Origin of the sequence: Enterococcus sp. 7E2_DIV0204, from assembly GCF_002140855.1 — a bacterium.
GTDB classification, from domain to species: Bacteria; Bacillota; Bacilli; order Lactobacillales; family Enterococcaceae; genus Enterococcus_L; species Enterococcus_L lemimoniae.
In genome coordinates, this window is sequence record NZ_NGKY01000001.1 from 1,032,070 (window position 1) to 1,053,350 (window position 21,281).

15 protein-coding genes are annotated in these 21,281 nt (G+C 37.6%); 5 read left to right on the plus strand and 10 right to left on the minus strand.

The window, feature by feature from the left end; translation table 11 throughout:
* Positions 1 to 158: 158 nt before the first annotated feature.
* On the minus strand, positions 159 to 881 hold the full coding sequence (locus tag A5819_RS04930) for a pseudouridine synthase (protein ID WP_086277288.1): 723 nt from the start codon (positions 879 to 881) through the stop codon (positions 159 to 161).
* A gap of 119 nt (positions 882 to 1,000) precedes the next feature.
* Positions 1,001 to 2,650 carry a polysaccharide biosynthesis protein gene (locus A5819_RS04935; protein ID WP_086277290.1) on the minus strand — a complete coding sequence of 550 codons (1,650 nt, stop codon included), beginning with the start codon at positions 2,648 to 2,650 and terminating at the stop codon, positions 1,001 to 1,003.
* Between the two features lie 461 nt (positions 2,651 to 3,111).
* Here A5819_RS04935 and A5819_RS04940 point away from each other — a divergent pair, with 461 nt between their 5' ends.
* Complete coding sequence (locus A5819_RS04940; protein WP_086277293.1) at positions 3,112 to 4,629, plus strand: UDP-N-acetylmuramoyl-L-alanyl-D-glutamate--L-lysine ligase; 1,518 nt, start codon at positions 3,112 to 3,114, stop codon at positions 4,627 to 4,629.
* A 90-nt stretch (positions 4,630 to 4,719) separates the two neighbouring features.
* Here A5819_RS04940 and A5819_RS04945 read toward each other — a convergent pair whose 3' ends face one another.
* Together A5819_RS04945 and A5819_RS04950 are read right to left on the minus strand one after the other, a co-directional pair.
* Positions 4,720 to 5,628: an AEC family transporter gene (locus tag A5819_RS04945; RefSeq protein ID WP_086277295.1), complete on the minus strand. Its 909-nt coding sequence runs from the start codon at positions 5,626 to 5,628 to the stop codon at positions 4,720 to 4,722.
* 117 nt (positions 5,629 to 5,745) lie between these two features.
* The gene (locus A5819_RS04950) at positions 5,746 to 6,939 is read right to left on the minus strand and encodes a multidrug effflux MFS transporter (protein WP_086277297.1); all 1,194 of its coding nucleotides are present in this window, start codon (positions 6,937 to 6,939) and stop codon (positions 5,746 to 5,748) included.
* 381 nt (positions 6,940 to 7,320) lie between these two features.
* On the opposite strand from A5819_RS04950, the gene A5819_RS04955 reads away from it, so the two are divergent.
* Both A5819_RS04955 and A5819_RS04960 read left to right on the plus strand, forming a co-directional pair.
* A complete protein-coding gene (locus tag A5819_RS04955) occupies positions 7,321 to 8,319 on the plus strand; it encodes a serine hydrolase (RefSeq protein ID WP_086277301.1) in 999 nt (332 codons plus the stop codon).
* Positions 8,316 to 9,617: a serine hydrolase gene (locus A5819_RS04960; RefSeq protein ID WP_086277303.1), complete on the plus strand. Its 1,302-nt coding sequence runs from the start codon at positions 8,316 to 8,318 to the stop codon at positions 9,615 to 9,617. Before A5819_RS04955 ends, A5819_RS04960 begins: the two co-directional genes overlap by 4 nt.
* A gap of 189 nt (positions 9,618 to 9,806) precedes the next feature.
* On the opposite strand, the gene A5819_RS04965 is transcribed toward A5819_RS04960, so the two are convergent.
* From A5819_RS04965 to A5819_RS04990, 6 genes are all read right to left on the minus strand, one after another.
* Positions 9,807 to 12,272: a heavy metal translocating P-type ATPase gene (locus A5819_RS04965; protein ID WP_086277305.1), complete on the minus strand. Its 2,466-nt coding sequence runs from the start codon at positions 12,270 to 12,272 to the stop codon at positions 9,807 to 9,809.
* A gap of 22 nt (positions 12,273 to 12,294) precedes the next feature.
* Positions 12,295 to 12,738, minus strand: a complete 444-nt coding sequence (locus A5819_RS04970) for a CopY/TcrY family copper transport repressor (protein WP_086277306.1) — start codon at positions 12,736 to 12,738, stop codon at positions 12,295 to 12,297.
* A 344-nt stretch (positions 12,739 to 13,082) separates the two neighbouring features.
* Positions 13,083 to 13,400, minus strand: a complete 318-nt coding sequence (gene trxA / locus A5819_RS04975) for a thioredoxin (RefSeq protein WP_086277308.1) — start codon at positions 13,398 to 13,400, stop codon at positions 13,083 to 13,085.
* Between the two features lie 128 nt (positions 13,401 to 13,528).
* Positions 13,529 to 14,548, minus strand: a complete 1,020-nt coding sequence (locus tag A5819_RS04980) for a LacI family DNA-binding transcriptional regulator (protein WP_086277309.1) — start codon at positions 14,546 to 14,548, stop codon at positions 13,529 to 13,531.
* 113 nt (positions 14,549 to 14,661) lie between these two features.
* The gene (gene pgmB / locus A5819_RS04985; RefSeq protein WP_086277311.1) at positions 14,662 to 15,333 is read right to left on the minus strand and encodes a beta-phosphoglucomutase; all 672 of its coding nucleotides are present in this window, start codon (positions 15,331 to 15,333) and stop codon (positions 14,662 to 14,664) included.
* A complete protein-coding gene (locus A5819_RS04990; RefSeq protein ID WP_086277312.1) occupies positions 15,326 to 17,605 on the minus strand; it encodes a glycoside hydrolase family 65 protein in 2,280 nt (759 codons plus the stop codon). Before A5819_RS04990 ends, pgmB begins: the two co-directional genes overlap by 8 nt.
* Before the next feature lie 243 nt (positions 17,606 to 17,848).
* On the opposite strand from A5819_RS04990, the gene A5819_RS04995 reads away from it, so the two are divergent.
* Together A5819_RS04995 and A5819_RS05000 are read left to right on the plus strand one after the other, a co-directional pair.
* Positions 17,849 to 20,026 carry a PTS transporter subunit IIBC gene (locus tag A5819_RS04995; RefSeq protein WP_086277314.1) on the plus strand — a complete coding sequence of 726 codons (2,178 nt, stop codon included), beginning with the start codon at positions 17,849 to 17,851 and terminating at the stop codon, positions 20,024 to 20,026.
* Positions 20,027 to 20,410: 384 nt separating this feature from the next.
* A complete protein-coding gene (locus A5819_RS05000; RefSeq protein ID WP_086277316.1) occupies positions 20,411 to 21,232 on the plus strand; it encodes an endonuclease/exonuclease/phosphatase family protein in 822 nt (273 codons plus the stop codon).
* Positions 21,233 to 21,281 lie beyond the last annotated feature (49 nt).

Consider the following 21,281-nt stretch of genomic DNA (forward strand, 5'->3'; position numbering starts at 1 on the left):
TATCTTTTTCCGAAGAGTTAGCTCACATAGTCAGATAACATTGACTAATTAGTCAATTGAAGTATAGCCCCCCGTTGACTAACTAGTCAAAGAAAATACAAGTAACTATGATTACCTTAAAGTAAAGCCATCATGTTTACTTGTATTTTGGTTACCTTCTAGTTGTTCGTTTTTAATCCTTCAAGTTCTGATTCAGTTAACGCTCTATATTCTCCAAGTTCCAGTTCTTCATCCAACCATAAATTCCCCATACGCAATCTTTTTAAGTAGACAACCTTTTTATCTATCGCTTCAAACATGCGTTTTACTTGATGAAACTTTCCTTCTTGGATGATCAAACGAATTTCTGAGCGTTTCTCTTCTTCATTTATAGCCTCAATCATTAGTTCACTTGGTTTGACTAATTCTTTGTTGGTCAATGCAAAGCCATCTGCAAATTGAAGAATATCATCATTCGTTACAAGCCCTTGAACGATTGCGAAGTATTCTTTATCGACATGTTTTTTAGGGGATAGTAATTGATGTGCTAATTGTCCATCGTTGGTCAACAACAATAAGCCCTCTGTATCTTTATCTAGGCGCCCAACTGGAAATAAATCCTCCCGATAATCTTCATCTTTTAGTAAATCTACCACTGTTTGATCCCATTTGTCCTCAGTTGCTGAAATCACGCCCTGAGGTTTATGCAACATGTAATAGTAATACTGTTGATAGGTTAATTCTTCACCAGCAAGTTCAATGATATCTTGCACTTCATCCACTTGTGTTTTAGCCTCTTTGATAACTTGACCATTAACTGTTACTAGCCCTTTTTTCAATAACTGTTTGGCTTCTTTTCGGCTGCCAACACCTGTTTCTGCAAGGAATTTATCTAAACGCATATACTTTCTCTCCTCCATTTAAAAACTGAACGAGTTGATTCAGCTTTTTTCCCAATAGGCTAGCTCTTAAAACTAGATAGAGTAAAAGCGGAGCATTACGCCCCGCTCGTTACTTGATTCTATTTTATTTTTAATTTACGGCGAATTTTTCCAACGCTAGCACCTAATAATTTATCGGCTAAACGTAGTTTTAATGTGATATACCCATATATCGCGCCACCAAAGGCTGCTACGATCATAATGATCACAAAAGATTGGAACTTACGTGTTGGATCTAAAAATAGATACAAGAATTGTCTCATAATGATTGCCCCGATCATCATAACTAAGGTGATCAAGAAAATCAACAAACCACGTCGTAACGTCAACCCAAAATTAAAGTGACTGACCTTTTTGATTTTTCTCATGATTAGGACACAAGATAATGTGAAACCGATCATTGTAGCAATCAATGGACCATACACTTCAAAAAGACGTACGCTTGGATATTGCACAATTAACTTCAAGACTAAACCAAGTCCAAAATATTTGATTGCTGCTTTATTTTCATACATCCCCATCAACATTGTTGAAGACAACATATAAAGCCCCATAAACAGACCAGCAAAACATGCCTGGATCAAGACTGATACACCTAAATCATCTGGAGCATAAAACATTGTATAAAGCGGTTTTGCCAAGACGATCATTCCGAATGTTGCTGGCAACATCACAAACATAAATAATTGTAGATTGTTACTAATCAATTTCGATAAGTCTCGGTATTTTTTCAACGTAATCGCTTCAGTGATCAAAGGAAGTCCTGTTGCTGAAATTGATGTTGCTAAAGCAATCACGACCATTGTTAATTTATCCGGATTCGCATTAAAAATCGCAAATAACGTCCGTAATTGACTACCAGAATAAGTCGTAAATGTGTTCATAAAGTTAGAAAAAGTAAATTGATCGACTAATTTAAAGACTGTTACACCTGAACCAACTATAATAAACGGAATCGCTTCTTTTAACGTTTCTGTTAACAAATCACGCGTTGATGCTTCATGTTCATTTGCACTATGTGCTTCAAGATAATCAAACATTGGTTTTTGCTTACGGATGTAGAAAAATAATACTATAAAACTAGCTAACATACCGATAAACGCTGCCAAAGTCGATTGTGTCACTGCATCAACATAATCACCTTTAAATACTTTCATGATAATAAATGCTGTCAATAACATATAGAAAACACGTGCGACTTGTTCAACGATTTGTGATAACGCAAATGGCATCATATCTTGGTTTCCTTGGAAATAACCACGTACAACGCTCATACAAGGAAAAATCAAAACCGCTAAACTCAATGCACGCATGGTCGGGATCAATTCTTCCCCACCACCAGACCATTTTGCCAACAATGGTGCTGCAAGGTACATTATAATTGCAGAAATCGCTCCTAAAATAGCCATTAATTGAAGGGCTTTATAAAAAAGCTGTCTGCTGATTTTATATTCATTTAGTGAATTATAGTAAGAAGTTTGTTTAGCAATCGCAGCAGGAATACCCGCTGTAGAGATTAATAAAAAGAGAGCATACACAGTATACCCCATAGAGGATAAACTATTTGCTTCGTTGGCGTGTTCTCCCATCCATGCATACCATGGAATAATATAGACTGCACCCAACAAACGAGAAATTATATTACTAGCTGTCATCCAAGCAGAACCTTTAACCATTTTTTCTTGGTTCGTCAAGATAGGTTGATCAGCAAGATTTGGTTGATTTATCATTTAACTCCTCCAACTTTCTTTGAACATGCTTTCTTTATTTTAATTGTTAAATCAAGTATATGCAACGACTTTCTTGAATAAATTCACTTATTTATATTTTCCTCACGGATTTTGCAAAAAAACACTGGTTATGATTTTTGAATTATCTAAAAACCAAAGAATCACTTCATTTATAAGTATTTATTTTTTATTTATATTCAGAAAAAAACATGTTAAAAACACCTTTACTTTTATAGTTTTTTTCATATCCTATTAAAATATACTCTTTATCCGTTTGTTATTTAATATCTCTTAAATATCTTAAAAAATTCTGTTTCATCTATTATTTTCCAGCAATTTTTTTGGAGCCTTCATCAGCACGTGTCTTGAAGTTTTGACATTTAAATTGTATGATGAATTTCTAAAGTTTTCTATCCAATAATCTACTATTTAGATTATAGATACCGCTTGGAGGCGCAATGATGACTATTTCTTTAAAAAAAATCCGTGAATGCTTGATTAAAGAGCATCTTTTAAAAGAATTCGTTTCAGAACAAGGTTGGCTGTTAACACCCCCTGCCTCAATGAACGATAAAACATTTTCTACACTATCATATGATTCCCGTACTGTAAGTGCTGATACACTTTTTTTCTGTAAAGGACTCAATTTTAAAGCAGACTATTTGGAAAAAGCAGTTGCTTCCGGACTTGAGGTTTATGTAGCAGAACAGCCCTATGAAGTCCCCGCTGCATTAGGAATTATTGTAACAGATATAAAAAAAGCAATGTCGATTTTAAGCATGACTTTTTATGACTATCCCCAAAATAAATTAAAGCTAATTGGTTTTACTGGGACAAAAGGAAAAACAACTGCTGCTTACTTTACTAAATTCATTTTAGATCAGGCAACAAATAAGAAAACTGCGATGTTGTCCACAATGAATTCAACTTTAGATGGCCAGACTTTTTTCAAATCACATTTAACTACGCCTGAATCTCTTGATCTTTATCGCATGATGGCTGAAGCTGTTCAATATAATATGACCCACTTCATTATGGAGGTGTCGTCGCAAGCCTATAAAACAAATCGGGTATATGGTCTATTTTTCGATGTCGGTATTTTTCTAAACATCACACCTGACCATATAAGCCCAATCGAGCATCCCACGTTTGATGATTATTTTTACTGCAAACGTCAATTGATCACCCATTCAAAAACAATGATTTTGAATCACGACTCTGATCATTTCCAATTATTGAAAGAAACGGCTGAATTGCATAGCATTCCCTATATTGTCTATGGCGATCACTTTTCATCAGATACTGATTATGTCTATCAAAAAAGTGCAGATGATTCACTTTCTTTCTCAATCGAAGCAAAAAATGATTCGTTAGCTGTGTCTGGTGCCTATCACTTGCGCTTAGGTGGCGATTTCAATAAAGGAAATGCATTAAGTGCTGCGTTAGCTAGCGCTTTGGTTGGCGCCACACGCGACGATTGCCAACAAGGAATCAGCGACACAACCGTTCCTGGCCGAATGGAATTGTTAACAAATAAAAATGGTGCAAAAGTCTATGTTGATTATGCACACAATTATGACAGTTTAAGGAATCTTTTGACTTTTGTCAAAGCAGAACATCCTAAGGGTCGTTTACTTGTTGTTATCGGCAGTACTGGAAACAAAGCTATTTCTCGACGTAAAGATTTTGGTACTGTTTTATCTGAATTAGCTGATTGTGCCATTCTAACGACGGATGATCCTGCTGATGAAAATCCAATTACGATATGTGAAGAAATCCAGTCTTATATCACAACAGATATTCCAGTCGAAATAATCGCCGATCGAAGTGAAGCGATCGAAAGGGCTCTTGCCATGAGCCAAGGAGAAGACGCCGTCGTTTTGGCTGGAAAAGGTGCTGACTTGTATCAAAAAGTCGGCGGAGAAGACACGCCGTATGACGGGGATTTCTACATTGCAGAACGCTTGATTTTAAGTTAAAAGGAAGAGGATGGGTCAAAAGCACTCATCCGCATTTAGAGTGTGAAACAAACGTGATTCCTACGTTTGTCTCACACTCTTTTTCTATTGTCATCCCATCAACATCATGATGACCGTCATCAATATCAAACTGATCAAAATACTTGCAGAGGATGTAAATCCAACTGTTTCTTCTGGTATCCCTGCTTTTACACTATTAATCACTGAAAAAGTCGGCATCGGTGCTACACTCAATACAACTAACACAATCCGTAATAACGGATCCAATGGCAACACAAAAGCAAATAATAATGCAAATGCCACTCCACATAAATAGCGCCAAACTAACGCTTCTTTCACTAATCGCATCGCTTTCTTAGGCAATCTCAATTCAAAATACAACCCAATCATAAACATCGACAAAAAGCCGTTTGCTTTGGCAATCATTTCTAGTATGCTTATCAACTCTAGCGGCAATCCAACCTGTATAATCCTAAGCAACAACATACCCATATACGCTGTAAAAGGCGCTGATTTAAACAACGATAATACAATTCTTTTAAACGTTATCTCCTCTTTGGATCCAACAACTTTATCAATCAACAACGTACTACCGCCTGTCAACATGACACTATTTCCAATATCGAACATCAAAAGAAATGGTACTGCCAAAGGGTAAAATCCTTGGATAAAAGGCAAACTGAAGTTTCCAATATTATAGCCCGACATGGAATACATTTGAAATTTCCGTTCTAAAATAGCTTGTTTTTTACTTACTCGCCCACCAATCAAAATAACTAAGATATTTAAGATGATCCCCATTATCAATAAAAAAAATAACGTTCCGGAAACATCTACACTTGCTAAACTCACAATAACTGTTGCCGGCAATGTGATATTTACAATAATAACAGATAATGTTCCGCCATCTGCTTTACTTAACAAACCAATCCGTTTCATCAAGTAGCCTAAAAAAATCACGAAACAAAAGCCGATTGCCTGTAACAAAATTTCTCTCACCAAACTCGCCCCCACTATTTTTTCTAATACTAACTCAATTATAACAAAAAAAGAAACCGCTCACGAAAAAACATCCACGTACATTTACGCAGATGTTTTTTATTTATTGGTTTAACTTTATTTCTTTGGTGATAAGAGCTTCCGTGCCAAAAGAAGCATCACACTGCCGATCACTAGAAAATACAACGGCATCACCATTAATGTTCCATTATGAAGTTTGCTCATACCAAACGTGAACAAACTTACTAGCAAATAATACCCTAAACTAAAAATAGCTCCCGCTGTACCGATGACATCCTGAAAATCTGTCAATGCTAAACTTAGGCAATTGGGAAGTGCCGTTCCTGTCCCTGTGAGTAGAATAAAAATCCCGATCAACATCAACCAAAATTGAGTGCCATCGGTAAAAATAGGTAGGCCACTTACCAAAAGTAGAAACATCGTACCGAATAGTATCGTTTTAATTCCAATCTCAATAATCTTTTCTGGCTGATAAATCGGTAACAAGCGTTTCGATAATAACGAGCCTAAAATGGAAGCTCCCGCAACACCAACCCCTAAAAAGCCATACATCGCAGTTAATAAATGAAAATGCTCGATAAAGATAAAAGGAGCTTCTGCATAGTAACTAAACAACACGCCATTGATTGCTCCTATTAAAAAACCATACGTTAAAACTCTTGGATTGGTTATAAAACGTTTAATGATTGGTCTTAATCTCACCGACATCCGTTTACTCACTTCAAAAGTCTCTGGCAAACAGAAATAGGCATAACTAAAAATCAACACACTCATCACGACCAACACAAGAAAAACGGCTTTAAAGCCCCAATATTGGTCAACGATGCCGCCAATCAATGGTCCGATTGCTGGGGTAAACGCAAGAGCTACGGAAATTTGTGCAAATAACGCATGGTGCTGATTCCCAGAATAACTTTCACGCAAAATCGTTTGGGTGACAACTGATCCTGTACTAGCACCAAAAGCTTGAATAAATCGAGCAAAGAGTAAAAATTCTATCGTCTCTGAACGAAAACAAAGAAAACTACCGATTCCGTAAAAGAACAATCCAGTTAGCATTGCCTTACGTCGGCCGATAAAATCAGATAACCAACCCCAAAAGAATACTCCTAATGCAAATGCTATAAAATAAATACTCAACGTCAATTGAACAGTGGCCATAGAGGTTTTAAAATCAAGGGCAATATCTGGTAATGACGGAGTAAAAACTGTTTCACTGATTTGTGGAAATCCAACTAAAACAATCAATAATAATAAAGATGGTACACGCGTTACGATGCTTTTTTTCAAAATACTTCCTCCTAGATTAAATGCTGCAAAAACAAATCTTCACAGCTACTTTACTTTATTAAAGAGTTGAAAAAAAACATCGATCTCCGGGAAGCGGCGGGAGCATGATCAATATTAATTTATAGGTATTCATCTGCTGATCACTTCCTTTCTTGCTTTATTGTACGTTTGTTTGATATCTGCTCTATGGTAGCATACATTCTCTTGCAATTTCAATTCCACTCCTTCTTTCAATAGCATTACACTAAATACTAAAAGTGAGCAATCCACCAACTATTTTCCCAAAAGGATAAAAAAATAAACCATTCGGCACATAATTAATGATAAACTTATTATAGTATATAATGACAAATACATATTCTAACTTAAGGAGTTTCGCTCATGAACTTATATCACGCTATTCCAAAAGATTTTAGTGGCTTTATCAGCGTTACATCTAATGATGTTCCATTGTTATTGGATACTTATGGCTATCGAGATCTTTCTAATCAAATAGACAATACCATTGATACGATTTTCGGAACAGCTTCTGGGAGCAAAACATTCATTGCCGTTGCGATCATGAAACTGATTGAAGATAGAAAAATCGGTATTGACCAGCCTATCAATCAAATTCTCTCAAAAAATATGCCCAATATCGATCCTCTTGTTACTGTTCATCAACTACTGAATCATACATCAGGTGTTGGAGATTATTTCGACGAAGAAGAACTGACTGATTATGCAGCCTTGTGGGAAGATTTTCCTAATTACAAAATACGTAAAAATAGTGATCTTTTTCCGCTTTTTATTGATAAAAAAATGGTTAATATCCCTGGGAAAAGATTTCAATACAACAATACAGGCTATGTTCTTTTAGCAACGATCATCGAAGAAGTGACTCGCCAAAAATTTGATTGTTATTTGAAACAACTCATTTTTGAACCTGCCAGCATGTCTTCAACTGGATATTTTTCTTTAGACCGCTTGCCAGCTAATGTCGCGAATGCGTATATTTATGATAGCGAAACTGAAGAATTTTACTCTAATATTTATAGCATCGACGTTAAAGGGAGTGGTGCAGGAGGATGTTTTACAACATTAAACGATCTTTCCCGTTTTTGGAAAACCTTGTTTAGCGGAAAAATCATCTCTGAACATGCTGTAAACCTGATGCAAACAATACAAGCTTCTGATTGTTACGGCTATGGTTTTTGGATTGCCAAAAAAGATGAACAGATTTTCCCATACATGCAGGGACAAGATCCTGGCATCTCATTTATTTCATCTTATGATCGATCACAGAACCTAAATATCACAATCATGAGTAACTTAGGGCAAGATGTATGGACCTTGCATAAAGAAATTTCCGCTACGATTTCTGAAGAGGAAACACTATGAATTTTAAAGAAAAATTAGAAAGTTACATAAATACCTATGATCAACAAGGCTATTTGCAGGGGAATTTGCTTGTTGCGGATAAAACAGGCATTCTTTTAGAACAAAGTTTTGGACTGGCTTCTATTGAGTTTAATGTTGCAAATACCTCTGACACGAAATATCAAATAGGTTCATTGACAAAAGCTTTCACCTCCATGGCAGTATTGATTCTACAACAGCAAGGCTATTTATCAAGTGGTGACTCTATCAACACATACCTAGACAATTTTCCAAACGGAGATAAGATAACTATTTACCATTGTATGACTTGTACCTCTGGAATTCCCAACTTCACTTCACTTGAAGATTTTTGGGAAACAACGATGCGACTTAGCTGGACGCTTGATGGTATGTTGGATTTATTCAAGAATTTGCCGCTAGAGTTTGAACCCGGCAGTCAATTTGCTTATTCTAACTCTGGGTATTTAGTTTTGACAAAAATAGTCGAGGTGGTCTCTGGACGTTCATATGCGCAGTTTTTACAAGAACATATTTTTACACCGCTAAATATGAACAATACTGGATGCATGAATGAAGTAGATATCATCTCAAAATTAGCCTCAAGTTATAGTTACTGGGGAAAAGAAATAAATACTCCTCAAACGAACACTTCATTTCCACTAGGAGCGTACGGTATTTATTCCACGGCAAAAGATTTATACCTTTGGGATCAAGCACTTAGAAGGCATGAACTCATCTCGAAAGACTTAACCAAATTAATGTTCACCATCAATCAGGGAAGTTATGCTTGCGGTTGGGATATTACTAAAATCAACGGACAGCTATGCCGACAGCATTTTGGTGATGTCAGCGGTTTTGTTAATTCGATTAAACAGTTTGAAACAGATGAATTCATAGTTATTTTTTTAAGTAATCTTGACTTAATTCCAGTAGGTGTCATTACTAAAGAGATTAGTGAATTGAAATTCGATAGTTCGTTTAATATCACACTACCTCGTATACAACCAACATTTCCCTACTTATTGAAGCGGTTTGTTGGTCTGTATGAAGTAGTAGAGGATTTTTTCTCTTTTGAGGTAATCGCAGATGAGGATTTGTTTCTTATCGTGCCTAAATTATACGATGCTCCGTATAAACTCAAACTTAAACACCTCCATTCAGATAACAATAAATCTGTATTCAAAACAGAAAAAATAAACGAAACAATTGTTTTTATTCATCAAGAAAAAGAGACCTTCCAAAAAATTATTTATACTGATTATTACGGCATGACACGAATTGCTAAAAAAATACGTTGAGTATGGATAAAACTTTAAAAAAGCAGTTATTGCCATAAAGATAGATCTTTAGCACCTGCTACATTATAGAAGTAATCAATTTTTTAGTCCTTTTCATCCAGAAATAAAAAGACCACTATCTTTCCATTAATTAAGGTAAGATAGTGGCTATTTTATAAACTTTTAAGTCAATTTACTAACGTTTCTTTTTTATTTTTTCAACGCTGAAGGTTTAAACCCTTTCAACCGTAAAGCATTCAGCAACACAGAGACTGAACTGAAACTCATCGCAGCTCCTGCAATCATCGGATTAAGTAGTGGTCCGCCAAATAGATATAATACACCCATCGCTACAGGAATTCCTAACGTGTTATACGCAAAGGCCCAGAATAGGTTTTCTTTGATATTCTTGATTGTGGCTTTACTCAATTCTACCGCTGTTGGGACATCCATCAAGTCACTACGCATTAATACGATATCTGCTGATTCCATTGCAACATCTGTACCAGAACCAATTGCGATCCCGATATCCGCTTGTGCTAATGCTGGCGCATCATTGATGCCATCCCCAACCATGGCAACTTTCTTACCTTCTTTTTGCAACTTCATCACTTCGTTGGCTTTGTCTTCTGGCAAAACTTCACTTAGTACACGATCGATACCCACTTGCTTAGCGATTACCTGAGCTGTTCGTTTATTATCACCTGTGATCATGGCAACTTCAATACCCATTTGATGCAATTTTTTAATTGCTGGAATACTGTTTGGTTTAATCGTATCCGCAACTGCGATGATCCCTGCAATCGCGCCATCTTTCGCAATATACATCGGTGTTTTACCTTGTTCTGCTAATTGATCTGATGTGACGCCTAAATTTCCTAAAGAAATACCACGATCATCCATCAATTTTTTATTTCCTAACAATAAACGGCTCCCTTCGATCGTTACTTCAATCCCGTGACCTGGAATTGCTTCAAACTCTTCTGTTTGAGCAAAGGCTAGATTTTTTTCTTCTGCACCATTTACGATTGCTTCACCTAGAGGATGTTCAGACCCTTTTTCAGCTGAAGCTGCTAGTCTTAATAATTCATCATGACTCATATCATTAGCTGTCACGACATCTGTTACTTTTGGTTTTCCTTCTGTAATTGTTCCTGTTTTATCAAAAACGATTGTTTGAATTTTATGCGTTGTTTCAAGTGCATCTCCACTTTTGATCAATACGCCATTTTCAGCGCCTTTTCCGGTTCCCACCATGATCGCTGTCGGTGTTGCTAATCCTAACGCACATGGACAAGCGATAACTAAAACGGAAATCGTGATCGTCAATGCAAATACCCATGATTCTTGTCCTAAGAAGTACCAAGCTAAACCAGCTAACACAGATAAAACCATTACGATCGGTACAAAAACACCAGAAATTTTATCTGCCATTTTAGCAATTGGTGCTTTGGATCCTTGAGCATCTTCAACTAATTTAATGATTTGAGACAATGCTGTATCTTTACCGACTTTGGTTGCTTTAAAACGGAAGCTACCATTTTTGTTGATACTTGCACCGATAACATTATCCCCGACTTTTTTCTCAACTGGCATACTTTCACCTGTTAACATTGACTCGTCGATTGCAGATGATCCTTCTATCACAACGCCATCTACTGGAATTTTTTCTCCTGGACGAACAATGATCGTATCATCTAACTGAACGCTATCTACTGGAATTTCCATTTCTTGACCATTACGGAAAACACGGGCATTTTTTGGTGCCAAGCCCATTAATTTTTTGATCGCTTCTGATGTTTTTCCTTTTGAAACAGCTTCAAAGTATTTCCCTAATGTGATCAATGTTAAAATCACGCCAGCTGATTCGTAATATAACGCCATTGTGAATTGCGGATCGCCAGCAAAAATCATAGCAGTCCCGTATAGACTGTACGTTACAGCTGCACTAGTTCCTAAAGCAACTAACGAATCCATATTAGGATGTCCTTTAAATAAAGCTTTAAACCCAACTGTAAAGAAACTTCTACCTAAATATAATACAGGAATCGTTAAAATCAATTGAACCATGGCGAATGTTTCTGGATGCATCATTGGATCGATTATTGCTGGTAATGGCAGACCTGCCATGTGTCCCATTGCGACATATAATAATGGAATCGTAAAGACTGCTGACATCCAAAAATGTTGCCACATTTCTTTGATATGTTTTTGTTTTTTCTCGCGGTCTTTATCCACAGTATCTGCAGAATCCACTTGCTCGATTGCCTCATATCCAGCATCTGATACGGCTTTGGTGATATCAGAAACGTTTATTGCTGATGGATCAAAGTCAACGACCATTTTTTCTGTCGCTAGATTGACTGAAGCTTTTGAGACACCCGTTAGTTTATTGGTTGCTTTTTCAATCGTTTGTGCACATGAAGCACACGTCATTCCATCTATATCAAACGTTCGTTGTTGTACATTACTTAAAGCTTCATAGCCTGCATCGGACACGGCTTTTTGAATATCGCTTTCTGATAGTTTACTTTCATCATATTCAATATTTAGTTTTTCTGTTGCAAGATTGACGGTGGCCTTTGACACGCCGCTTAGTTTTGCAGTCGCCTTTTCGACTGTTTGAGCACAAGAGGCACACGTCATCCCTTCTATATCAAATGTTTTTACTTCCATTTTTCTCCATCTCCTTAGTTTTTTAATTTGCTTGTTGATACAGTGATTGTTCTGAGGTGCAATTACATAACACAACATCCACCGCTGATTCTTTCTTTGCTGCTAATACTTTTTCTAGCTGCTCTATATCCTCAAAACTCAGATAGCTTTCAGCAATAATTGTTTTAACAACAGAACTGACCTCTTTTGCACAGATTTTCTCTAGTAGTTCTGTTGTCGCTAACTGAATCGTACTTTTTTCTTCTATTAATGATCGATAAATAAATTTATTGCCGTTTTTTTCAGTGGATAGGAAATTCTTTTCAACCAGACGTCCGAGTAAGGTTTTTACGGTTGTTGTTTTCCACTCTGTTTTTTGATTTAAAATTTGCTGGACTTCTTTACTCGTTGTTGTTCCTTGCGTCCAGACAACTCTCATAATTTCCCATTCCGCATCGGTTATATGGTGCATTTCTGCTACTGCCATTTAGATTTCCTCCCACTTTTTAATTATTGCATCAGGTCCTCTTCAATCAGCCAGACTTGCTGATCAAGTACGTTTATAAGTTACTGCACATGCTTAAATCTCATAGATGGTAGTTACTTTACCTATTGTTCCTTGTATTTCCGGAATATATCTGGCTGAAAGAATCACTATGTTGTTTAGTTGAAGCCTTGGTTGAACGATTTTTTTAAAGATGTGTTAATCACGTTTAAAAAGATCATAATTGCTAGTTTTCATAAGTATCTTCTACTTTCTTAGGAATCTACAATTGTAGTCGTTTTTGATTCACTTGTATCTTAATTCATAATAGCTTGTTTGTCAATATTTTATTTTTGTAGGATTTCTTTAAAATAGTTCTTCAGTATATGTTTGGGATAATAGCCAACAATTTTTTCTTTTGCTTCTCCATCCTTAAATAGAATTAAAAGCGGTAAACTCATTACATTATATTGTTCGGGAATTACTTCGTTTGTTTCAACATTCATTTGTCTAATCTGAATGTCCGTTGCATATTCTCGATCTAGTTCCTCTAAAACAGGTTCCAGCATTTTGCAATAACTACACCATTGTGCCCAAAATTCTACTAGAACAATTCCTTGGCTTGTCTCTTGGATGAAGTTTTCATCGGTTATTGATTGTATCATTTTCTCCTCTCCTTCTTGCTCATCACAAAAAGTTTACAATTGTAGTCGTTTTTTTGCCAATAAAAATTAACTAGTTCAGCTTTTTATTTCTGAACTAGTTAGATTTTAATGGTTTATTTGTTGTGGTTTTAGTTTGTTTCATTCAAGGATAGCACTGTTTCCCGCTTGATTAACTTATGCGGAATCACCATCCGAACTCCAGTTGCTTCTTTTTCCTGTAAAGATTCGATCAACTTTTGCATGCCCATTTTCCCAAGTTCGGCAATATCGATATCGATACTGGTCAGATAAGGATGAACTAATGTAGCATAAATCGAGTTATTAAAACTAATCACTGAAAAATCATCCGGCACACGATAACCATACATTTGTGCTAGTTGAATCATCCTCATCGCAAAGATATCATCGATCACAACTGCAGCCGTAGCTTTGGTTTCTTTTAGCAATTGTTCAAATGCTACATAATCTTCAGGTTGCTCCATATCAACAGAAGGCAACACCGTTAAATTAGCCAACATCATCGCTTTTTGATAGCCGAAATAGCGTTCGTAATAGACGTTTTCGTGCGTTGTATTGGTAATAAATAAGATATTTTTATGGCCATTTTCAATTAGATAGTCCGTAGCATGTTTTCCCAATAATTGATTATCATTATCTACATAGATCACTTGATCTTCGTTCGTATAAGGTTGACCGATCAATGAGAATGGGACTTGATTTTCGAATAAGTAGTCAATGACGGGATCATCTTTATCGGAATAGAGCAGGATAAAGCCGTCAACTTGTTTTTGTCGATGCATTAGCTGGACATTTTCCAATAAGGTCTCAAAAGATTGTGCCGTGGCAATCGCTGTCGTCATACTATGCTTACGTGCTTCATCATTGATCGACTCAATAATTTCTAAGTAAAATGGATTCCCCATCCGCTCGCGAGAATCCAACGGTGGCAAAATCACGCCCACAGCTCCCGAAGAACGTTTACCAAGATTACGAGCAGCAATATTAGGCACATACCCCATTTCTTCCATTACTTTATAGACTTTTTTCTTTGTAGCATCTGAAATGCTGGGATGATCATTGATTACTCTGGAAACCGTAGATGTGGCTACTCCAGCCTTTTTGGCAACATCCTTGACTGTAATCGTCATCTTTTCCACTCCTTTCACGGTTAATTATAAATCCTTCTATCGTAGAAAATAATACCACAGATTGATGCTTCGTTGCTATCGTCATTTTTTATTTAAACGCATTTCTCGTTCATTCAATTTTTATTTGCTGTTTGCCATACAGAAGTCAAAAGCTCGATCTTCAATTCTTTTGTAGAGGCAACCACTACAATATCTGATCCCAGATCTGCTGGACGTCCAACACCGATTGGCAAGGCACCACTTGCTAGGATCGCTTGAATCCCCGCTTTAGCATCTTCGATCCCAATACACTCAGCGGCTGTTAAATCAACTTTTTCCGCTGCCAATTGAAAGATCTCTGGATCTGGTTTGCCTTTCGCTACTTCTGCTGGATCTGCAATCCCATCAAAATAAGACATCAACGCCATCTTTTCTAATAAGAATGGCCCGTTTTTACTCGCAGAAGCTAACGAGATTTTGATTTCTTCTTTTTTTAAGTGTTTTAACAAGTCTAAGATCCCTGGGTAGACATCTTTTGGACCGACTTGTTGGATCATCTCAACGTAATACTCATTTTTCCGCTGCGCTAATTCAGCAAATTGCTCTGAATCAAACGCGTTTGTCCGTCCGCCATGAGCTAAAAGCAACTTCAACGAATCTTCACGGCTGACACCTTTCAATTCTTCATTGAATGCTCGATCGATCGTGATCCCAATTTCTTTCCCTAAACGTTGCCATGCTTGGTAATGGTATTCGGCTGTATCGGTTAAAACACCATCTAAATCAAACAGTACCCCTTTAAACATCTTCATTCACCTTTTCCATTTCAATCACTAATTCATCTGCTAAAATGAATTTGTTGCCATATAACGTAAGTGGCAGCTCTGCGCCTGTTACTAGTTGCAAGCGGACATTCTCTTTATCTACCGTCACATATAATAAGCGCTCACGATAGTTCACATGAAAGGCGTAACATGACCAAGTACTTGGTAAAAATGGTGCAAAATTCAAGGTTTCACCAGCTGTTTTCATTTGAGCAAATCCTTGCACGATCGCGAGCCAACTACCCGTCATTGAGGTAATGTGTAAGCCATCTTCTGTATCATTGTTATAATTATCCAAATCTAAGCGAGCCGTACGTTGATACATTTCCACTGCCTTTTCTTCCATTCCAAGTTCTGCTGCTAAAATCGCATGAACACTTGGTGATAGCGAAGATTCGTGGACCGTCATTGGTTCATAAAATAAAAAGTTCCGTTCTTTTTCCGCTCGAGAAAAACGTTCACCAAAGAAGTAAATCCCTTGTAGCACATCTGCTTGCTTAATAAAACAAGAACGTAAAATCCGATCCCAAGACCAATGTTGATTTAACGGAAGATCCGCTGGTGTTAATGCTGTCCTTGTCATTAAGTCTTTATCTAAGAAGGTATCATGTTGGACAAAAACACCTAATTCTTCATCAAAAGGATAGTACATATTTTCGACAATTTCTTGCCAATGAGCTTGCTCTGCTTCTGTAATTTTGACTGGCGTTTCTGCTTTGTATTGAGCGTAATTCTCTAACGTATATTGCAGCACCCATGTTGCAATCGTATTTGTGTACCAGTTATTATTGATATTGTTTTCATATTCATTTGGTCCAGTCACGCCATGGATCATGTATTTTCCATTACGTTTAGAAAAATGAACCCGATCTGCCCAGAAACGTGCGATTTCCGTTAAAACTTGCAGTCCTTCGTTCTTTAAATACTCTTTGTCGCCTGTATAGTTAACGTAATTATAGATTGCATAGGCAATAGCCCCGTTTCGATGGATTTCTTCAAACGTGATTTCCCATTCATTATGGCATTCAATACCAGTAAAGGTCACCATCGGATATAAGGCACCAGCTAACCCTTGTTGACGAGCATTGTGTTTTGCTTGCTCTAATTGGTTGTAGCGGTATTTCAAGAGGTTCTTGGTTACTTCTGGTTTGGCTAAAGCCAAATACAAAGGAACAGCATACGCTTCAGTATCCCAATAAGTGGCACCGCCATATTTTTCACCAGTAAAGCCTTTTGGTCCAATATTCAATCGTTCATCTTCACCGTAGTACGTTGTAAATAATTGGAATAAATTAAAACGAATCCCTTGTTGTGCGGCATCATCACCTTCAATCACAACATCAGCCAGCGCCCAACGTTTTGCCCAAGCTGCGTTTTGCTCGTCTAATAATTCAGCAAACGTCTTCGTGTTGTCTTGCAACAGTTGAACGGCATTTCCTTGTTGTTCCGCCTCTGGAAGATCACGACTAGTTAAAACGATGACTTGTTTTTCTAACGTGATCGATTCATTTACTTGTAGTGTTGCTTGAAATGACTGTTGTACTTTCAATGGTTCAGTTTCTACTATCCCCACTTCAGCCTCTGTTATATGCTTCATTGCGGCAGTCACACTAAATTGCTCGATGCCAAAAGAATTTGGAATCGTTTTAGTCGTTAAAAAGCCAATCGTCCCTTCAAAACCTGATTGCTGTGCTTCCCAAAACATTTCATCATAATTGCTGTCTTCATTACGAACATCACCGTCGATTTTTGAAATGATCTGAATATCCGCCGTCCCTGTAAGCACTTCTGCTGTTACTCGAATCGCCGCAAGTTCTTGTTGAACAATGCTTAAAAAACGTTCAAAATGGAATTTAACGCTTGTCTCGCCAACTTCAATAACAAATGTCCGAGTCAACAACCCGTTATGCATATCCAATTCTAAATAAAAATCCTTTGCTGTTTGAATCCCTAAATCAACCGCTTCACCATTTACAAAAATATCCATGGCTATAAAATTCACTGCATTGATCACTTTACCAAAATAGTCAGGATAACCATTTTTCCACCAGCCAACTCTTGTTTTGTCAGGATACCAAACACCTGCTAAATAAGCCCCTTGATGATGATCACCTGTATACTGTTCTTCAAAATTCCCTCTCATCCCCATATAACCGTTTCCTATTGAAGTTAACGATTCTTGCAAACGGCGTTCCTCTCGTGCTAATTGATGTGTTGCGATTTTCCATGGGTCTATTTCAAATAAGTGATTCATTTTATCTCCTCCTGTAAATGGTTCGCTTCTTAACATCATAATAAACGCAACCGATTGCATTGTCAAATATTTATTTGTGGATTACACCTTAACAATTATAATTTCTTTATCTTTAATGATACTATCCTTTTATTGATAATGAAAACAAAGTGATCGTACTTAAGGGTTTACAAAAATAAAAATCTGCTTTATACTACAATCAACGAAAACGATTGCGCAATTATTACAAAGGAGAGAAAAAAGATGAAAAAGTTATTGAGTTTTGAATTTTGGCAAAAGTTTGGTAAAGCACTGATGGTTGTAATTGCTGTTATGCCAGCCGCAGGATTAATGATCAGCATCGGTAAAACCATTCCGTTGATCGATCCAGATTGGGCAGCGTTAGCTACAACAGGCGGTGTTATTGAAAATATCGGTTGGGCTGTCATTGGTAATTTACACATTTTATTCGCACTTGCGATTGGCGGTAGCTGGGCGAAAGAACGCGCAGGTGGAGCCTTTGCTGCTGGGCTTTCATTTATTTTGATCAATCGCATCACAGGATCGATTTTTGGCGTTACTAGCGCCATGCTGGCAGACGACAAAGCGTTTACCCACACATTGTTCGGCACTAAAATTATGGTCAAAGGCTTTTTCACAAGTGTTTTGGAAGCACCCGCATTAAATATGGGCGTTTTCGTTGGAATCATCGCTGGTTTCGTTGGTGCGATGGCCTTTAATAAGTATTATAATTACCGTAAATTACCAGATGCACTTTCATTTTTCAATGGTAAACGGTTTGTGCCATTTGTCGTGATACTTTGGTCAACAATCGTCGCAATCCTTTTAGCCATTATTTGGCCTTATATTCAAGCGGGTATCAATAATTTTGGACTTTGGATCGCTCTGTCTCAAGATACGGCCCCAGTTTTAGCACCATTTTTATACGGAACTTTAGAACGTTTGCTATTACCGTTTGGTTTACATCATATGTTGACGATTCCGATCAACTATACACAGCTAGGCGGAACTTATGAAATTTTATCTGGCGCACAAGCAGGAACGCAAGTTTTTGGACAAGATCCTTTATGGTTAGCTTGGGCAACTGACTTAGTCAATCTAAAAGGCGCTGGCGACACATCGCAATATAATTTTGTTTTAGCCAACTGGACACCTGCTCGCTTCAAAGTAGGCCAAATGATCGGCGCTTCTGGTATTTTGATGGGTATGACTCTGGCAATGTACCGAAATGTTGATGTAGATAAACGTGCCAGCTATAAATCAATGTATCTTTCAGCGGCGCTGGCTGTATTTTTAACAGGTGTTACTGAACCTTTAGAATTCATGTTTATGTTTGCGGCGGTTCCTTTATATGTTGTTTACGCCATTATTCAAGGAGCTGCGTTCGCTATGGCAGATATCGTTGCACTGCGGGTTCACTCTTTTGGAAATATCGAATTATTGACTCGAACACCGCTTGCAATCAAAGCCGGATTAGGCGGGGATTTGTTAAATTTCGTACTTTGCACGATTGTATTTGGCGTCCTAACTTATTTTATTGCTAATTTCATGATCAAAAAATTCAACTTTGCGACACCAGGCCGCAACGGTAACTATGATAATAACGAAACCCAAACAACTTCCGAAACAAGTAATACTCAAAGCATTAGTGGACTCGATCCTCAAATCATCGATATCGTTCATCTATTAGGCGGAAAAGAAAATATCGTAGACGTTGATGCTTGTATGACCCGTTTACGCGTCAGTGTTACAGATAAAAATAAAGTTGGAGCGGAAGAAGCTTGGAAAAAAGCAGGCGCTATGGGGCTGATCGTAAAAGATAATGGCGTTCAAGCAGTTTACGGACCGAAAGCCGACGTGTTAAAATCAGATATTCAAGACTTACTAGATTCTGGCGTCGAAATACCTGTACCGCAACAAACAGAAACAACGAATACACCAACAAGTACAACTGATTATCTCGGCATCACCAAAACAATCCTACCTGTCGCAAATGGTGAAGTGATTGCTATCGATCAAGTCGATGATCCTGTCTTTTCACAAAAAATGATGGGTGATGGTTTCGCCGTTATCCCAGAAGACTCAACGATTTACGCACCAATCGATGGCGTGATCAGCAGTATCTTCCCATCAAAACATGCATTAGGGATTCAGACGGATGAAGGCATTGAAGTCTTGATCCATATGGGACTTGATACGATCGAAATGAAAGAGTCCGCCTTTACGATCCATGTTACTGAAGGTCAAAAGGTCACAGCAGGCACCATGATTGCCACTGCTAATTTGGACAAAATCAAAGCCGCTGGTAAACAAACAACGATGATCGTAGTCTTTACAAATGGCGAAAAGATCAATGCTTTCCATTTAGATACAGTTGGTAAACAAGATCCTGGAACTGTTATCGGACGATTAGATATTTAACACAAACAACAGTCTAAATAGGGCGAAGTCGGGACAGAAGTGTTTAATCCCGAGAACCAAGTAGGTACTGTGCAACATCAGCTCGTACCTCGCTGTGTTTTACAGCAATAAGAAAGAATTCACGAAAATTGCCAAGAATCACAGTGAGTTTATGAACTGATGATGATTGGTACCTACCTGGTGCTTTTCAAATTTTTGTGAATTCCGGTTTATTTCCGAAGCCTTCAAATCTTAGTGCTTTAGCACTTAGAATTTGATGTGATCGAAGCGTAGCGTAGTGATTGCTTCTGCTCCCACCGTTTATCCGTATTCCAGGCGGGATATAGCTCGCAGAGTTATGTCTTAGGCACGACCTTGTTTTTATAATCACAGGAGGAAATAACTATGAACATACTAACGTTGAATACTCACAGCTGGTTAGAAGAACAGCCCTTAGAAAAATTACAACAATTAGCCGATCAAATCATCAAAGCAGACTATGAGGTGATTGCCTTACAAGAAGTCAACCAACGCATGGACAGTTTACCGGCCATTTCAACCCATAATTTCCATCCAACTGAAAAGCAACAGCCGATCCACGAAGATAACTTCGCTCATTTATTAGTACAACGATTACAGGAACAAGGACACGACTACCACTGGAGTTGGGCCTATAATCACATTGGTTACTCAATTTATCATGAAGGGGTCGCACTACTTTCAAAGCAGCCAATCATCCCTGAAATAGTCCTCGTTTCTGACACCACAGATCCAAATGACTACCGCACAAGAGTTATCCTGATTGGTCAAACAAAACTAGCTGAGCAATCAATCACTGCAGTTTGTTGTCATTATTCTTGGTGGTTAGAAACGGGCGGTTTTAAACATGAATGGCAGAAAACCGAACACGCCTTACAACATCACACGGCACCGTTGTTGCTTATGGGAGACTTTAACAATCCCCCATCACTTGCCAAAACTGGTTATGATCTGGTACTAAACAGTCCGTTACAGTTGCAAGATAGCTTTTTAGCTGCAGCAGAAAAATTAGGTGAACATACTGTTGAAAAGGCCATTGATGGTTGGGGCGCAAATCAGAAGAAATTGCGTATAGACTATATTTTCACTTCCCCAGAATTAGCGATTACCGATTATCAGATCCTCTTTGATGGGAAACAGACACCTGTTGTTAGCGATCATTTCGGTGTCGCAGTATCGATTAAATAAAAAGAAACAGTATGCTAGGTGCTTCAGCGTACTGTTTCTTTTTATCCTT

Bases quoted from the DNA above. Each gene is read 5' to 3' on its own strand.
- A5819_RS04930 (WP_086277288.1), bottom strand. From the start codon at position 881: ATGCGTTTAGATAAATTCCTTGCAGAAACAGGTGTTGGCAGCCGAAAA.
- A5819_RS04935 (WP_086277290.1), bottom strand. From the start codon at position 2,650: ATGATAAATCAACCAAATCTTGCTGATCAACCTATCTTGACGAACCAA.
- A5819_RS04940 (WP_086277293.1), top strand. From the start codon at position 3,112: ATGACTATTTCTTTAAAAAAAATCCGTGAATGCTTGATTAAAGAGCAT.
- A5819_RS04955 (WP_086277301.1), top strand. From the start codon at position 7,321: ATGAACTTATATCACGCTATTCCAAAAGATTTTAGTGGCTTTATCAGC.
- A5819_RS04960 (WP_086277303.1), top strand. From the start codon at position 8,316: ATGAATTTTAAAGAAAAATTAGAAAGTTACATAAATACCTATGATCAA.
- A5819_RS04965 (WP_086277305.1), bottom strand. From the start codon at position 12,272: ATGGAAGTAAAAACATTTGATATAGAAGGGATGACGTGTGCCTCTTGT.
- A5819_RS04970 (WP_086277306.1), bottom strand. From the start codon at position 12,738: ATGGCAGTAGCAGAAATGCACCATATAACCGATGCGGAATGGGAAATT.
- trxA (WP_086277308.1), bottom strand. From the start codon at position 13,400: ATGATACAATCAATAACCGATGAAAACTTCATCCAAGAGACAAGCCAA.
- A5819_RS04980 (WP_086277309.1), bottom strand. From the start codon at position 14,548: ATGACGATTACAGTCAAGGATGTTGCCAAAAAGGCTGGAGTAGCCACA.
- pgmB (WP_086277311.1), bottom strand. From the start codon at position 15,333: ATGTTTAAAGGGGTACTGTTTGATTTAGATGGTGTTTTAACCGATACA.
- A5819_RS04990 (WP_086277312.1), bottom strand. From the start codon at position 17,605: ATGAATCACTTATTTGAAATAGACCCATGGAAAATCGCAACACATCAA.
- A5819_RS04995 (WP_086277314.1), top strand. From the start codon at position 17,849: ATGAAAAAGTTATTGAGTTTTGAATTTTGGCAAAAGTTTGGTAAAGCA.
- A5819_RS05000 (WP_086277316.1), top strand. From the start codon at position 20,411: ATGAACATACTAACGTTGAATACTCACAGCTGGTTAGAAGAACAGCCC.